The 17,460-nt window shown below is 71.8% G+C and carries 1 protein-coding gene; it reads left to right on the plus strand.

Annotation, left to right across the window (positions count from 1 at the left end):
* Positions 1–36: 36 nt before the first annotated feature.
* Positions 37–17,460: SDR family NAD(P)-dependent oxidoreductase (locus tag ACFYWM_RS40050; protein WP_389925596.1), on the plus strand; the 17,424-nt coding region annotated here is incomplete at its 3' end.

A 17,460-nucleotide genomic window follows, 5' to 3' on the forward strand; every position in this document is an offset into this window, starting at 1 on the left:
CCCGGCTCATGCGCGATTACCTGGGGGGCTTCTCCTATGTCGGAAGACCTGAAGCTCGTTGAGTACCTCAAGTCGGTCGCCACCGATCTGCATGAGACTCGTCGACGGCTCGAAGAGGTGGAGTCGGGCAAGCGTGAGCCGATCGCCATCGTGTCGATGTCGTGCCGCTTCCCAGGTGGGGTCGGCTCCCCCGAGGACCTGTGGCGGTTGCTGGCCGAGGGGGAGGACGCGATCTCCTCCTTCCCGGTCGATCGGGGCTGGGACCCGGGGATGCTGTCCGGGGCGGGTCTTGACGTCCAGGGCGGGTTCCTGGCGGACGCGGCGGGGTTCGACGCGGCGTTCTTCGGGATCTCTCCGCGTGAGGCGCTGGCGATGGACCCGCAGCAGAGGTTGCTGCTGGAGACGTCCTGGGAGGCGTTCGAGCGGGCCGGGATCGACCCGGCCTCGCTGAAGGGCAGCTCCACCGGGGTGTTCGTGGGCACCAACGGCCAGGACTACATGAACCTGCTCATGAGCAACCAGGTCGACACGCAGGGCCACGGTGCCACCGGCCTGGCGGCGAGCGTGCTGTCGGGCCGCCTGTCCTACACCCTGGGCCTGGAGGGCCCGGCGGTGACGGTCGACACCGCCTGCTCCTCCTCGCTGGTCACGTTGCACCTCGCCGCGCAGGCGCTGCGGCAGGGGGAGTGCTCGCTGGCACTGGCGGGCGGCATCACGGTGATGACGTCGCCGCTGGTGTTCCTCGGCTTCAGCGCGCAGGGCGCGATGGCCCCCGACGGCCGCTGCAAGGCGTTCTCCGACGGCGCGGACGGCACCAGCTGGTCCGAGGGCGTGGGCATGCTGGTCCTGGAGCGCCTTTCGGACGCCCAGCGCAACGGTCACCGGGTGCTCGCGGTGGTGCGGGGCTCGGCGGTCAATCAGGACGGCGCGTCCAACGGTCTGACCGCGCCGAACGGTCCCTCACAGCAGCGGGTGATCCGCCAGGCGCTGGCCGGGGCCGGGCTCTCGGTGTCCGAGGTGGACGCGGTCGAGGCGCACGGCACCGGTACGGTCCTGGGCGACCCGATCGAGGCCCAGGCGCTGCTGGCGACGTACGGGCAGGACCGGGACGAGGGCCGTCCGCTGCTGCTGGGCGCGATCAAGTCCAACCTCGGCCACACCCAGGCCGCCGCCGGCGTGGCGGGTGTGATCAAGATGGTCATGGCGATGCGGCACGGCATGCTGCCCAAGACGTTGCACGTCGACGCTCCCTCCTCGCACGTGGACTGGGCCTCGGGCTCGGTGGAGCTGCTGACCGAGCCGGTGGAGTGGCCGGAGAACGGCCATCCGCGCCGGGCCGGGGTCTCGTCGTTCGGCATCAGCGGCACCAACGCCCACGTGATCCTGGAGCAGGGGCCGGTGGAGGTCGCGGGAACGGCGGTGGACGAGCCCGCGGGTGTGGTCCCGGTGCTGGTGTCGGGTCGTACGGCGGAGGCGTTGCGGGCGCAGGCCGGGCGGTTGCTCTCCCACGTGCGGGAGCGCGGTGAGGTGGCGCTGGCCGATACGGCGTTCTCGCTGGCCACGACTCGTCCGGCCTTCGAGCACCGTGCGGTGGTGCTGGCCGGGGACCGTGAGGACGCGCTGGCCGGGCTGAAAGCTGTTGTCGAGGACCGGCCGGGCGCCGGTGTGGTGCGCGGGGTGGCCGGTGGCGAGCCGAAGCTGGCGGTGCTGTTCACCGGCCAGGGCAGCCAGCGAGCCGGAATGGGTCGCGAGCTCTACGACAGCTTCCCGGTGTTCGCGCAGGCGCTGGACGAGGTGATCGCCGAGTTCGACCCTCTGCTGGAGGGGTCGCTGCGGGACGTCCTGTTCGGCGATCGGGCGGAGGCGTTGGATCGGACCGGGTGGGCGCAGCCCGCGTTGTTCGCGCTGGAGACGGCGCTGTTTCGCCTGGTCTCCTCCTGGGGTGTGAAGCCGGGGGTGCTGGCCGGGCACTCGATCGGGGAGATAGCCGCTGCGCATGTGGCCGGGGTGTTGTCGCTGAAGGACGCGTGCGTTCTGGTGGCGGCACGGGCGCGGTTGATGCAGGCGCTGCCGTCGGGCGGGGCGATGGTGGCGGTGAAGGCCTCGGAAGAGGAGCTGGCCGATCTGCTGGCAGGTCGCGAGAAGGAGGTCTCGGTCGCGGCCGTCAACGGCCCGTCCTCGGTGGTGATCTCCGGGGTGGAGGAGCCGGTCCTGGAGCTCGCCGCCACCCTGGAAGAACGCGGGATCAGGACGAGGCGGCTGCGAGTGTCGCACGCCTTCCACTCGCCGCTGATGGATCCCATGCTGGAGGGCTTCCGGGCGGTGGCCCGGACGCTGTCCTACAGCCCGCCCCGGATCCCGGTCGTCTCCACCCTGACCGGGGAGGCGGCCACGGCCGAGCAGCTGTGCTCGCCGGACTACTGGGTGGACCAGGTCCGCGGCGCGGTCCGCTTCTCCGACGGCGTACGGACGCTGTACGCACGGGGCATGCGGGCCTACCTGGAGCTGGGCCCCGGCGGGGTGCTGACCGCCATGGCCGCGGGCATCCTGGACGCCGGCCGTGACGCGGACGAGTACGACACGGACGTGGCGCTGGTGCCGATGCTGCGCGGGGATCGGGACGAGCACGTCGCGGCGATGACGGCGCTGGCCGAACTGCACGCGCACGGGGTGCCGGTGGACTGGCGGCGGGTGCTGCCGGAAGGACACCGGGTCGACCTGCCCACCTACCCCTTCGAGCACCGGCGGTACTGGCCCGAGAGCAGCGGTTCCGGTACGGGGAACGTGGCGGCGGCGGGTCTGGCCGCCGCCGGGCACCCGCTGCTGGGCGCGACGGTCGGGCTGGCCGACTCCGACGGGGTGCTGCTGACCGGCAGCCTGTCGCTGGTGTCACATCCGTGGCTGGCCGATCACGCGGTGGCCGGGATGGTCTTCTTCCCCGGAACCGGGTTCCTGGAGCTGGCGATCCGGGCCGGTGACCAGGTCGGCTGCAACCTGGTCGAGGAGCTGACCCTGGTCGCCCCCCTCGTACTGGGCGAGCGGGACGTCGTCGCGATGCAGGTGTCGGTGGGCGCCGCCCAGGAGACGGGCCATCGGAGCGTGAGCGTCTACGCCCGGCCGGCGCAGGCCGGGGAGGACGTGCCGTGGGTGCGGCACGCCACCGGCACACTGGCCACGGGCGGCGTTACGGGTGGCGGGGTCGCCGCGTCGTTCGACACGGAGGTGTGGCCCCCGGCCGGAGCGACCGCGATCGAGCTGGACGGTTTCTACGACCGGCTGGCCGAGGGGATGCTCGTCTACGGCCCGGTGTTCCAGGGGTTGCGGGCGCTCTGGCACGGTGCCGGCGGTGAGGTGTTCGCCGAGGTCGCGCTGCCCGAGCAGGCGGTGTCGAGCGCGGGTTCGTTCGGGGTCCACCCGGCCCTGCTGGACGCGGCGCTGCACGCGGTGACCTTCGCCGGGCTGGACACCGAGGCGGGTACGCGCCTGCCGTTCTCCTGGGGAGAGGCGAGCCTGCACGCCACCGGCGCGGCGATGCTGCGCGTGCGGCTGATCCGGACCGCTCCCGACTCGGTGTCGCTGGCCGCGGTGGACGTCGCCGGGGAGCCGGTGCTGTCGGTGAGGTCCCTGATCCTGCGCCCGTTCTCGCCCGACCAGCTCGCCACCGCGGGCGGGGGGCAGGCGACGGCGGGGAACGGGTTGTTCCGGCTGGAATGGGCTCCGCTGCCGGAACTCCCCACGGTCGACGCGGTACCGGTGGCGGCGGTCGGTTTCGCGGGGTTCGAGCCGGACACGCTGGGTCTCGCGGCGGTGTGGGAGCCGGTGACGGTCCATCGTGACCTGTCGGCGCTGGGCGAGGCGGGACCGGTGCCGGAGGTGGTGCTGGCCGAGGTCGTGACCGGGCGGGACGGGGACGCGGCGACCTCGGCGCACGAGGTGACGGCCGGGGTGCTGGGTCTGCTGCGGGAGTGGCTGGCCGACGAGCGGTGCGGTGGTTCACGCCTAGTGGTCGTCACGCGGGGCGCGGTCGCGGCCGGAGAGGGAGAGGCGGTCGCCGATCTGGCGGCCTCGGCGGTGTGGGGGCTGGTGCGGTCGGCCCAGTCGGAGAACCCGAGCCGGTTCGTCCTGGTCGACCTGGACGATCAGGAGTCCTCGCTCACGACTCTGCGCGACGTGCTGCTCGCGGTACCGGCCTCGGACGAACCCCAGATGGCGGTACGCGAAGGCGGGGTGCGGGCACCGAGGCTGGCGCGGATGGCGGCGGCCGATGAACCCGGGCGCCCCTGGGACCCCGACGGCACGGTGCTGATCACCGGCGGTACGGGCGGTCTGGGGGCCTTGTTCGCGCGGCACGTGGTGGCCGAGCGCGGCGTACGGCACCTGCTGCTGGCCAGTCGGCGAGGACTGGACGCTCCGGGTGCGGTGGAGCTGCGGGCGGAGCTGGTCGCGCACGGGGTCGAGGTCGAGGTCGAGGTCGCGGCGTGTGACGTGGCCGACCGGGAGCAGGTGGCGGCCCTGCTGGCCGGGGTTCCAGTCGAGCACCCGCTGACGGCAGTGGTTCACACCGCGGGAGTGCTGGACGACGGGACGATCACCTCGCTGACACCCGAGCGGCTGGACACCGTGCTGCGGCCGAAGGTGGACGCGGCCTGGCACCTGCACGAGCTCACCCGTGACGAGGACCTGGCCGACTTCGTGGTGTTCTCCTCGCTGGCCGGGGTGATGGGCGGCGGCGGCCAGGGGAACTACGCGGCGGCCAACGCCTGGCTGGACGCGCTGATGGCCCGGCGCCGGGCGCAGGGGTTGCCGGGGTTGTCGCTGGCGTGGGGGTTGTGGGCGCAGGAGACCGGGATGACCGGGGGAATGTCGCAGGCCGACGTGCAGCGGGTGACCGCGGCCGGGCTGCCGCCGATCACCACCGAGCAGGGGCTGGCACTGTTCGACGCGGCCCTGGGGTCGGACGCGCCGCTGGTGCTCCCGGTCCCGATGAACATACCGGCGATACCCGCCCAGCTGGTGCCGCCGCTGCTGCGCGGCCTGGTCCGGGGCACCCGCCGCACGGCGGCCCTGGCGCGTACGGTCGACGGAAGAGCGCTGGTGCGGCAGCTGGCCGGGCTGGCGCAGATCGACCGGACCCGGTTCGTGGCCGACCTGGTCCGTACCCAGGCCGCCGCCGTCCTCGGACACCCCGACTCCACGGCGCTGGACGTCCGGCGGGAGTTCCGCGAGCTGGGCTTCGACTCCCTCACCGCCGTCGAGCTGCGTAACCGGCTGAACACGGTGACCGGGTTGCGGCTGCCGTCCACGTTGGTGTTCGACTACCCGACGCCGAGCGTGCTGGCGGACTTCCTGCTGGCGGAGCTGTTCGGTGAGAACGCCGACGCGATCGTCTCCGCGCCTGTCGTGTCCCTGGGTGATGACCCGATCGTGATCGTGGGCATGGCCTGCCGCTACCCGGGTGGGATCAACACCCCCGAGGACCTGTGGCGGTTCGTGGCCGAGGGCGGGGACGGCATCAGCGCGTTCCCGACCACCCGAGGCTGGGACCTGGCGACCCTGCCCACCTCCGCGCTGGAGGGCCAGGGGGTCGGCTACGTGCGTGAGGGCGGTTTCCTGCATGACGCGGGGGAGTTCGATCCGGGGTTCTTCGGGATCTCTCCGCGTGAGGCGCTGGCGATGGACCCGCAGCAGCGGTTGTTGCTGGAGGCCTCCTGGGAGGCGATCGAGCGGGCGGGTATGGACCCGGTGTCGTTGCGGGGCAGTCATACGGGTGTGTTCGCGGGGTTGATGTATCACGACTACGCGATGAGCGCTGATCTGCCGCCGGAGGCGATGGGTTTCGTCAGTACCGGTACGGCGGGCAGTGTGGCGACCGGCCGGGTGTCGTACGCGCTGGGGTTGGAGGGCCCGGCGGTAACGGTGGACACCGCGTGTTCCTCCTCTCTGGTGGCGACGCACATGGCGGCCCAGGCGTTGCGCTCGGGTGAGTGTGATCTGGCGTTGGCCGGTGGGGTGACGGTGATGGCCACTCCGGGGGCGTTCATCGGTTTCAGTGCTCAGGGTGGGTTGGCCGGTGATGGGCGGTGTAAGTCGTATTCGGACGCGGCCGATGGGGTGAGCTGGTCTGAGGGTGTGGGGATGCTGGTGCTGGAGCGGCTGTCGGACGCGCGCCGCAACGGCCATCGGGTGCTGGCGGTGGTGCGGGGTTCGGCGATCAACCAGGACGGCGCCTCCAACGGGTTGACGGCGCCGAACGGCCCGTCGCAGCGGCGGGTGATCCGTCAGGCGCTGGCCGGGGCGGGGTTGTCCTTCACCGACGTCGACGCGGTGGAAGGACACGGCACCGGCACCACCTTGGGTGACCCGATCGAGGCGCAGGCGTTGCTGGCGACCTATGGCCAGGACCGGGATGAGGATCGGCCGTTGTTGCTGGGTTCGATCAAGTCCAACCTCGGTCACACGCAGGCGGCCGCGGGTGTGGCGGGTGTGATCAAGATGGTCATGGCGATGCGTCACGGCGTGCTGCCCAAGACGTTGCACGTCGACGCCCCCTCCTCGCACGTGGACTGGGCCTCCGGCGCGGTGGAGCTGCTGACCGAATCCCAGCCCTGGCCCCGGGTGGATCGGCCGTGGCGGGCCGGGGTGTCGTCGTTCGGCATCAGCGGCACGAACGCGCACGTGATCCTGGAGCAGGGGCCGGTGGAGGTCGCGGGAACGGCGGTGGACGAGCCCGCGGGTGTGGTCCCGGTGCTGGTGTCGGGTCGTACGGCCGAGGCGTTGCGGGCGCAGGCCGGGCGGTTGCTCTCCCACGTGCGGGAGCGCGGTGAGGTGGCGCTGGCCGATACGGCGTTCTCGCTGGCCACGACCCGTCCGGCCTTCGAGCACCGTGCGGTGGTGCTGGCCGGAGACCGTGACGGCGCGCTGGCCGGGCTGGGGGCGCTGGCCGAGGACCTGCCGGGTGCGGGTGTGGTGCGCGGGGTGGCCGGGAGCGAGCCGAAGCTGGCGGTGCTGTTCACCGGCCAGGGCAGCCAGCGGGCCAGGATGGGCCGCGAGCTGTACGGCCGGTTCCCAGTGTTCGCCGAGGCGCTGGACGAGGTGATCGCCGAGCTGGACCCGCTGCTCGACGGGTCGCTGCGAGAGGTGCTGTTCGCCGAGCCGGACAGTGAGCGGGCGAAGGCGCTGGACCGGACCGAGTGGGCCCAGCCCGCGTTGTTCGCTGTGGAGACGGCGCTGTTCCGGCTGATCTCCTCGTGGGGGATCCGCCCGGAGGTGCTGGCCGGGCACTCGATCGGGGAGATCACCGCTGCGCATGTGGCGGGGGTGCTGTCGCTGGCTGACGCATGTGCGCTGGTGGCGGCGCGGGCGCGGTTGATGCAGGGCTTGCCGGTCGGTGGGGCGATGGTGTCGGTACGGGCCTCGGAGGAAGAGGTCGCCGGGCTGCTGGCGGGCCGTGAGGGTGAGGTGTCGGTCGCGGCGGTGAACGGCCCGTCCTCGGTGGTGATCTCCGGGGGCGAGGAGCCGGTTCTGGAGATCGCCGCCACCCTGGAGGAGCGGGGGATCAGGACGAAGCGGCTGCGGGTGTCGCACGCCTTCCACTCGCCGCTGATGGACCCGATGCTGGAGGACTTCCGGGCGGTGGCCCGGACGCTGACCTACAGCCCGCCACGGATCCCGATCGTCTCCACCCTGACCGGAGAAGCGGCCACGGCCGAGCAGCTGTGCTCACCGGAGTACTGGATGGAGCAGGTCCGTGGCGCGGTCCGTTTCTCCGACGGGATACGGGCGCTGCACGGCCAGGGCGTGCGGGCGTATCTGGAGCTGGGCCCCGACGGGGTGCTGAGTGCCATGGCCGCCGACACCCTCACCGCAGATACGGAGGCGCACGGGCCGGAGGCCGTGTTCGTACCGATGCTGCGCAGGGACCGCGACGAGCCGATGGCGTCCATGACGGCGTTGGCCGAGCTGTTCGTGCACGGCGTGACCGTGGACTGGCGGCAGGTGCTGGCGGGCGGCCGCCGGGTCGACCTGCCCACCTACGCCTTCCAGCACCAGTGGTTCTGGCCCGGTGGTAGCGCGGGTGCCGGTACGAGGAATGTGGCGGCGGCGGGTCTGGCCGCCGCCGGGCACCCACTGCTGGGCGCGACGGTCGGGCTGGCCGATTCCGACGGGGTGGTGCTGACCGGCCGCCTGTCGCTGGCGTCGCACCAGTGGCTGGCCGATCACGCGGTGGCCGGGACGGTGCTCTTCCCGGGGACCGGGTTCCTGGAGCTGGCGATCCGGGCGGGTGACCAGGTCGGTTGCGAGGTGGTGGAGGAGCTGACGCTCGCCGCCCCGCTGGTGCTGGGTGAGGACGAGGCGGTCGTGGTCCAGATCGCGGTGGGCGCGCCGGAGGAGAGCGGTCGGCGTACCGTGAACGTCTACTCCCGGTCGGCGCAGGCCGGGGACGAGACGCCGTGGGTGCGGCACGCGACCGGCACGCTGGCCACGGGTGGCGCTACGGGTGGCGTGGTCGCCACGCCGTTCGACGCGACGGTGTGGCCCCCGGCTGGAGCGACCGCGATCGAGCTGGACGGGTTTTACGAGGAACTGGCCGTGGCCGGGCTTGGGTACGGTCCGCTCTTCCAGGGGCTGCGGGCGGCCTGGCACGGTGCCGGCGGTGAGGTCTTCGCCGAGGTCGCCCTGCCCGAGCAGGCGATGTCGAGCGCGAGTTCGTTCGGGATGCATCCGGCTCTGCTGGACGCGGCGTTGCACGGCGTGGCCTTCTCGGGGCTGGATGATTCCGAGGGTGGCCGGTTGCCGTTCTCCTGGGGAGAGGTGTGCCTGCACGCGGGTGGCGCGGCGCTGTTGCGCGTGCGGCTCGTCCGGACAGGCGCCGACTCCGTCTCGCTGACGGCGGTGGACGCCGCGGGGGAGCCGGTGCTGACGGCGCGTTCGCTGGTGTTGCGCCCGTTCTCGCCCGGTCAGCTCGCCGCCGCGAGCGGTGGCCGGGGAGCGGAGCGCGACGGGCTGTTCCGGCTGGAGTGGAGCACGCTTTCCACGCTTCTCGCGGCCGACCCGGCGCCGGTGGCGATGGTCGGCTTCGCCGGGTCCGAGCCGGACGCGCTGGGGTTTGCGAGGACGTGGGAGTCGGTTGCGGTTCATCGTGACCTGTCGGCGCTGGGCGAGGCGGGGCCGGTGCCGGACGTGGTCACGGTCGCCATCGGGTCGGCCGATGCCGAGGGTGTGCTGGAGTCGACGCACGAGCTGGTCTCCCAGGCTCTGGGCCTGTTGCAGGGGTGGCTGGCCGATGAGCGGTTCGAAGCTTCGCGCCTGGTGTTCGTGACCCGGGGTGCGGTCGCGGTCGGTGAGGGTGAGGCGGTCGCCGACCTGGCGGCCGCGGCGGTGTGGGGGTTGGTGCGGTCGGCGCAGTGGGAGAACCCGGATCGGTTCGTACTGGTCGATGTCGAGGGTGAGTTGTCCTCATCGGTGCTGGCCGGGGTGCTGGCTTCGGGTGAGTCGCAGGTGGCGGTCCGCGAGGGCTCGGTACGGGTGCCGCGTCTGGCCCGGGTGACCTCGGCCCGGCAGGAGGAACGGCCCTGGGATCTTGAAGGTACGGTGTTGATCACCGGTGGGACCGGTGGTCTGGGTGGTCATCTGGCCCGGCACCTGGTGTCCGAGCGTGGCGTGCGGCACCTGCTGCTGGCCAGCCGCCGGGGCCTGGATGCTCCTGGCGCGGTGGAGCTGCGGGCCGAGCTGATCGCCCACGGCGTCGAAGTGGAGATCGCCGCCTGTGACATGGCGGATCGTGAGCAGGTGGCGGCGCTGCTGGCGCGGGTGGACGCCGAGCACCCGCTGACCGCGGTGGTTCACACCGCCGGTGTGCTGGCCGACGGGACGATCCCGTCCCTGACGCCCGAGCGGTTGGAGACGGTGCTGCGGCCGAAGGTGGACGCGGCCTGGCACCTGCACGAGCTCACCCGGGGCTTGGACCTGGCGGCGTTTGTCGTGTACTCGTCGTTGTCGGGTGTGATGGGCTCGGCCGGGCAGGGCAACTACTCGGCGGCGAACGCGTTCCTGGACGCGCTGGCCCAATACCGGCGCGCCGAAGGGCTGCCCGCGCTGTCGCTGGCCTGGGGCGCCTGGAGCCAGGACGTCGGGATGACCGGCACGCTGGACGACGCCGACATGCGCAGGATGGCGCGTGCGGGGATGCCGTCGCTGTCGGTGGAGCAGGGCCTGGCACTGTTCGAGATCGCTGTCGCGCTTGAGAATGCGGTGCTGGTTCCGGTCAAGCTGGATCTCCCGTTGCTTCGCGCCTACGGTGAGGTACCGGCGTTGTTGCGGGGTCTGGTACGGGGTGGTCGGCGGTCGGCGGCATCCGGTGCGGTGGCCGCGACGTTGCTGGGACGGCTGGCCCCGCTGGGAGCGGCCGAGCGCATCGAGGTCCTGGTGGATCTCGTGCGAACCGAGGTGGCCATGGTGCTGGGCCACGTCTCACCCGGCACGGTCGAGGTGCGGCGGGAGTTCCGCGAGCTGGGCTTCGACTCGCTGACCGCCGTGGAGCTGCGTAACCGGTTGAACGTGGTGACCGGGTTGCGGCTGCCGTCCACGTTGGTGTTCGACTATCCGACGCCGAGCGTGCTGGCGGAGTTCCTGCTGGCGGAGCTGTTCGGCGAGGACGCCGATGTGGTCATCCCCGCCTCGGCGGTGCCGGTGACGAACGATCCGATCGTGATCGTGGGCATGGCCTGCCGTTATCCGGGTGGGATCAACACCCCCGAGGACCTGTGGCGGTTCGTGGCCGAGGGCGGCGACGGCATCTCGCCGTTCCCCACGACGCGGGGCTGGGACCTGACGGCCTTCCCCAGCCCAGGGGGTCAGGGAGTTGGCTACGAGGGCGGTTTCCTGCATGACGCGGGGGAGTTCGATCCGGGGTTCTTCGGGATCTCTCCGCGTGAGGCGCTGGCGATGGACCCGCAGCAGCGGTTGTTGCTGGAGGCATCCTGGGAGGCGATCGAGCGGGCGGGTATGGACCCGGTGTCGTTGCGGGGCAGTCATACGGGTGTGTTCGCGGGGTTGATGTATCACGACTACGCGATGAGCGCTGATCTGCCGCCGGAGGCGATGGGTTTCGTCAGTACCGGTACGGCGGGCAGTGTGGCGACCGGCCGGATCTCGTACGCGCTGGGGTTGGAGGGCCCGGCGGTAACGGTGGACACCGCGTGTTCCTCCTCCCTGGTGGCGACGCACATGGCGGCCCAGGCGTTGCGCTCGGGTGAGTGTGATCTAGCCCTGGCCGGTGGGGTGACGGTGATGGCCACTCCGGGGGCGTTCATCGGTTTCAGTGCTCAGGGTGGGTTGGCCGGTGATGGGCGGTGTAAGTCGTATTCGGACGCGGCCGATGGGGTGAGCTGGTCTGAGGGTGTGGGGATGCTGGTGCTGGAGCGGCTGTCGGACGCGCGGCGCAACGGCCATCGGGTGCTGGCGATCGTCCGTGGCTCGGCGATCAACCAGGACGGCGCCTCCAACGGGTTGACGGCGCCGAACGGCCCGTCGCAGCGGCGGGTGATCCGTCAGGCGCTGGCCGGGGCGGGGTTGTCCTTCACCGACGTCGACGCGGTGGAAGGGCACGGCACCGGCACCACCTTGGGTGACCCGATCGAGGCGCAGGCGTTGCTGGCGACCTATGGCCAGGACCGGGATGAGGATCGGCCGTTGTTGCTGGGTTCGATCAAGTCCAACCTCGGTCACACGCAGGCGGCCGCGGGTGTGGCGGGTGTGATCAAGATGGTCATGGCGATGCGGCACGGCACGCTGCCCAAGACGTTGCACATCGACGCCCCCTCCTCGCACGTGGACTGGGCCTCCGGCGCGGTGGAGCTGCTGACCGAGCCGGTCGAGTGGCCGGAGAACGGCCATCCGCGCCGGGCAGGTGTGTCGTCATTCGGCATCAGCGGCACCAACGCGCACGTGATCCTGGAGCAGGGCCCGGAGACCCCGCGTGCCGAGGCGGAGACGCCGGCCACGGACATGCTGCCGGTGGTGGTGTCGGCCAAGACGGGTCAGGCGTTGCGGGCGCAGGCCGGGCGGCTCGTGGCGCACCTGGAGGGTGAGCCCGGTCTCGGGCTGGCCGATGTCGCGTTCTCGCTGGCGACGTCGCGGTCGGTGTTCGAGCATCGCGCGGTGGTGGTCGGGAGTGACCGTGAGGGCCTGCTGGCGGGTGTGGGCGCGCTGAGCGCGGGTGACCCCGGGGTCGGTGTGGTGACCGGCGTGGCGAACGTCGACGGCAGGTCGGTGTGGGTGTTCCCTGGTCAGGGTGCGCAGTGGGTGGGGATGGGGGCTGCTCTGCTGGAGGAGTCGGCGGTGTTCGCGGGCCGGATGGCGGAGTGCGCCGCAGCACTGGAGCCGTTCGTGGACTGGTCGTTGCTGGAGGTGGTGCGGGGGGCTTCGGGGCTGGATCGGGTGGATGTGGTGCAGCCGGTGTCGTTCGCGGTGATGGTGTCGCTGGCGGCGGTGTGGGAGTCGCTGGGGGTCCGCCCGGATGCGGTGGTGGGGCATTCGCAGGGGGAGATCGCTGCGGCGGTGGTCGCGGGCGGGTTGTCGTTGCAGGATGGTGCGCGGGTGGTGGCGCTGCGTAGCCGTTTGATCGGGGAGAGGTTGGCCGGGCTGGGGGCGATGGCGTCGGTGGCGTTGCCGGTGGAGGGGGTGCGTGAGCGGGTGGCGGCGTGGGAGGGTCGGGTGTCGGTGGCGGCGGTCAACGGCCCGGCCTCGGTGGTGGTGTCGGGTGAGGTCCGCGCGGTCGAGGAGCTGGTCGAGCGGTTGGCTGGGGAGGGGGTGCGGGTCCGGCGGATCGCGGTGGACTACGCCTCGCATTCGGCGCAGGTGGATCTGATCGGTGAGGAGTTGGCACAGGTCCTGGCGGAGGTGGCGCCTCGCGCGGTGCGGGTGCCGATGTTGTCGACGGTGACCGGTCAGTGGCTGGAAGGGCCGGAGCTGGGAGCCGGGTATTGGTGTGAGAATCTGCGGCGCACGGTCGGTTTCGCCTCGGCGGTGGAGACGTTGCTGGAGCAGCGCCACCGTGCGTTCGTGGAGGTGAGTCCGCATCCGGTGCTGACGGTCGGCGTCGGGGAGTGCGTGGACGCGGCCGAGGTGGAGGCCGTGATCGCCGGGACGTTGCGTCGTGACGACGGCGGCCTGGAGCGGGTGCTGACCTCGGCGGCCGAGTTGTTCGTGCGTGGCGTGACCGTGGACTGGCGGCAGGTGCTGCCGGGCGGTCGCCGGGTCGACCTGCCGACCTACGCCTTCCAGCACCAGTGGTACTGGCCCGTAGGAGCAGGTTCTCAGGTGGGGAACGTGGCCGCGGCGGGTCTGGCCGCGACGGATCACCCGCTGCTGGGCGCGGCGGTGGGCCTGGCCGACTCGGACGGCGTGGTGCTGACCGGCCGGTTGTCACTGCGGTCGCACCCCTGGCTGGCCGACCACGCGGTGGCCGGGGTGGTGATCTTCCCGGGGACCGGGTTCCTGGAGTTGGCGGTCCGGGCCGGTGACCAGGTCGGTTGTGAGCTGCTGGAGGAGTTGACGCTGGCCGCCCCGCTGGTGCTGGGTGAGGATGACGCGGTCGTGGTCCAGATCGCGGTGGGTGCGCCGGAGGAGAGCGGTCGCCGGACCTTGAGTGTCTACTCCCGGTCGGCGCAGGCCGGGGAGGACGTGCCGTGGGTGCGGCACGCGACCGGCACCCTGGCCACGGGCACAGGGACCGCCGTGCCGTTCGACGCGACGGTGTGGCCCCCGCAGGGCGCGACCGCGATCGAGCTGGACGGGCTGTATGACGAGCTGGCCGTTCGGGGGCTGGGGTACGGCCCGGTGTTCCAGGGGCTGCGGGCGGCCTGGCAGCGCGATGGGGAGATCTTCGCTGAGGTGGCGTTGCCCGAGCAGGTGGTGTCGGAGGCGGGTTTGTTCGGGGTGCACCCGGCGTTGCTGGATGCGGTGTTGCATGCGGTGGCCTTCATCGGGCTGGATGCGGCGGCGGGTACGCGGTTGCCGTTCTCGTGGCAGGAGGTGAGTTTGCACGCTGCCGGGGCGTCGGTGTTGCGGGTGCGGTTGGTCCGGGCGGGTGCCGACTCGATCACCTTGACGGCGGTGGATGCGGCTGGGGAGTTGGTGGTGTCGGCGCGGTCGCTGGTGTTGCGTCCGTTCTCGCCTGAGCAGTTGGTAGGTGTTGGGGGTGGTGTGGAGCGGGATTCGCTGTTCGGGGTGGACTGGGTCGCGCTGCCGGAGGTGTCGGGCGCGAGGGCCGGCGCGAGCGTAGTCGAGCTGAGCGGGGATCTCGCCTCGCTGGATCCGGTGCCGGATGTGGTCACGTTCACCGTGGGATCGGCGGACGCCGGGAGCGTGGTGGAGTCGACGCACGAGCTGGTCGCCCGCGTTCTGGGCCTGCTGCAGGAGTGGCTGGCCGACGAGCGGTTCGGGGCCTCGCGCCTGGTGTTCGTCACCCGGGGCGCGGTCGAGGCGCGGGAAGGTGATGTGGTCGCCGATCTGGCGGCCGCGGCGGTGTGGGGCCTGGTCCGCTCGGCGCAGTGGGAGAATCCGGACCGGTTCGTGCTGATCGATGCTGATGCGGAGCTGCTCCCGTCGTCGCTGGCGATGGTGCTGGCTTCGGGTGAGTCGCAGGCGGCGGTGCGTGAGGACGGGGTACGGGTGCCCCGTCTGGCCCGGGTGGCACCGGCCCAGCGGCCAGAGTGGTCGTGGAACCCTGAGGGCACGGTGTTGATCACTGGTGGGACCGGTGGTCTGGGTGGTCATCTGGCCCGGCATCTGGTGTCCGAACGAGGCGTACGGCATCTGCTGCTGACCAGCCGCAGGGGCCCGGACGCGCCCGGCGCGGTGGAGTTGCGGGCCGAGCTGATCGCCCACGGTGTCGAGGTCACGGTCGCCGCCTGTGACATGTCCGACCGGGAGGCGGTGGCGGCTCTGTTGGCGGGAGTGGACGCCGAGCACCCGCTGACGGCGGTGGTTCACACCGCGGGTGTGCTGGCCGACGGCACGATTCCGTCGCTGACGCCCGAGCGGTTGGAGACGGTGCTGCGGCCGAAGGTCGACGCGGCCTGGCACCTGCACGAGCTCACCCGCGATCTGGATCTCGCGGCGTTCGTCGTGTACTCGTCCTTGTCGGGGGTGATGGGCTCGGCCGGGCAGGGCAACTACGCGGCCGCGAACGCGTTCGTGGACGCGCTGGCTCAATACCGGCGCGCTGAAGGGCTGCCCGCGCTGTCGCTGGCGTGGGGTGCCTGGAGTCAGGACGTCGGATTGACCGGCACGCTGAGCGACGCCGACATGCGGCGGATCACCCGGACGGGCATGCCGCCGCTGTCGGTGGAGCAGGGCCTGGCGCTGTTCGAGGCCGCTGTCGGGTGTGAGCGCGCGGTGCTGGTGCCGGTCCGGCTGGATCTGCCGTTGATGCGCGGCCATGGCGAGGTTCCGGCGTTGTTGCGGGGTCTGGTGCGGGGTGGTCGTCGCTCGGCGGCGTCGGGCTCGGCGGTGGCCGCGACGTTGCTGCAGAAGCTGGCCCCGCTGGGGGCGACCGAGCGCACCGAGGCTCTGGTGGATCTGGTACGGGCCGAGGTGGCGGTGGTGCTCGGGCACGCGTCGCCGGAGGCGGTGGAGGTGCGGCGGGAGTTCCGCGAGCTGGGTTTCGACTCCCTCACCGCGGTGGAGCTGCGTAACCGGCTGAACGTGGTGACCGGGTTGCGGTTGTCGGCGACGTTGGTGTTCGACTATCCGACGCCGAGCGTGCTGGCGGAGTTCCTGCTGGCGGAGCTGTTCGGCGAGGACGCCGATGTGGTGGTTCCCGCCGGGATCCGTCCGGTGGCCGATGACCCGATCGTGATCGTGGGGATGGCCTGCCGCTATCCGGGTGGGATCGCCTCTCCTGAGGACCTGTGGCGGTTGGTGGCCGAGGGCGGGGACGGGATCGGTGAGTTCCCGACGACGCGGGGCTGGGATCTGGCGACGTTGTACAGCCCGGATCGGGAGAGCCAGGGCACCAGCTATGTTCGCGAGGGTGGCTTCCTGGAGAGCGCCGGGCAGTTCGACCCGGGCTTCTTCGGGATCTCGCCGCGTGAGGCGCTGGCGATGGATCCGCAGCAGCGGCTGCTGCTGGAAGCCTCATGGGAGGCTTTCGAACGGGCCGGGATCGACCCGACCTCCCTGCGCGGCAGTCACACGGGTGTGTTCGCCGGTGTGATGTATGGCGACTACGGGATGAGCGTCGACCTCCCCCCGGAGGCGATGAGCTTCATCGGCACCGGTACGGCGGGAAGCGTCGCGACCGGCCGGATCTCCTACGCGCTGGGGCTGGAGGGCCCGGCGGTGACGGTGGACACCGCCTGTTCCTCCTCTCTGGTGGCGACGCACATGGCGGCCCAAGCCCTGCGGTCGGGGGAGTGCTCGCTGGCGTTGGCCGGTGGGGTGACGGTGATGGCCACCCCGGGAGTGTTCATCGGTTTCAGCGCGCAGGGTGGGCTGGCCGGTGACGGGCGGTGCAAGTCCTTCGCCGACGCGGCCGACGGCACGAGCTATTCCGAGGGTGTGGGCATGCTGGTGCTGGAGCGGCTGTCGGACGCGCGCCGCAACGGCCACCAGGTGCTGGCGGTCGTGCGTGGGTCAGCGATCAACCAGGACGGCGCCTCCAACGGCCTTACCGCGCCGAACGGTCCGTCGCAGCGGCGGGTGATCCGCCAGGCTCTGGCCAGTGCGGGGATGACCCCCGCCGAGGTGGACGCGGTCGAGGCGCACGGTACCGGCACGGTCCTGGGTGACCCGATCGAGGCGCAGGCGTTGCTGGCGACCTACGGCCAGGATCGGGATGAGGATCGGCCGTTGTTGCTGGGTTCGATCAAGTCGAACCTCGGTCACACGCAGGCGGCGGCGGGTGTGGCGGGTGTGATCAAGATGGTCATGGCTCTCCGACATGGCGTGCTGCCGAAGACGTTGCATGTGGACGAGCCGTCCTCGCATGTGGACTGGACTTCTGGCGCGGTGGAGGTGCTGACCGAGCCGGTGGAGTGGCCGGAGACGGGTCGTCCGCGTCGGGCGGGTGTGTCGTCGTTCGGGATCAGCGGCACCAACGCCCACGTGATCCTGGAGCAGGGCCCGGAATCATCGGAGGGTCCGCGGGATCTGGTGCCGGTCGAGGGTGTGGTGCCGGTGCTGGTGTCGGCCAAGACGGGTCAGGCGCTGCGGGCGCAGGCCGGGCGACTGGCGTCGTTCCTGCAGGGCGAGCCTGACTTGAGCCTGGCCGACATCGCGTTCTCGCTGGCCACGACGCGGTCGGTGTTCGAGCATCGGGCGGTGGTGCTGGCCGACGGTCGCGAGAGCGTGCTGGCCGGGCTGGGTGCGCTGGCCGAGGACCTGCCGGGGGCGGGTGTGGTGCGTGGCGTCGCGGCAGCGGAACCGAGGCTGGCGGTGTTGTTCACCGGTCAGGGC

It is taken from the genome of Streptosporangium sp. NPDC002721, assembly GCF_042888905.1.
Classification (GTDB): domain Bacteria; phylum Actinomycetota; class Actinomycetes; order Streptosporangiales; family Streptosporangiaceae; genus Streptosporangium.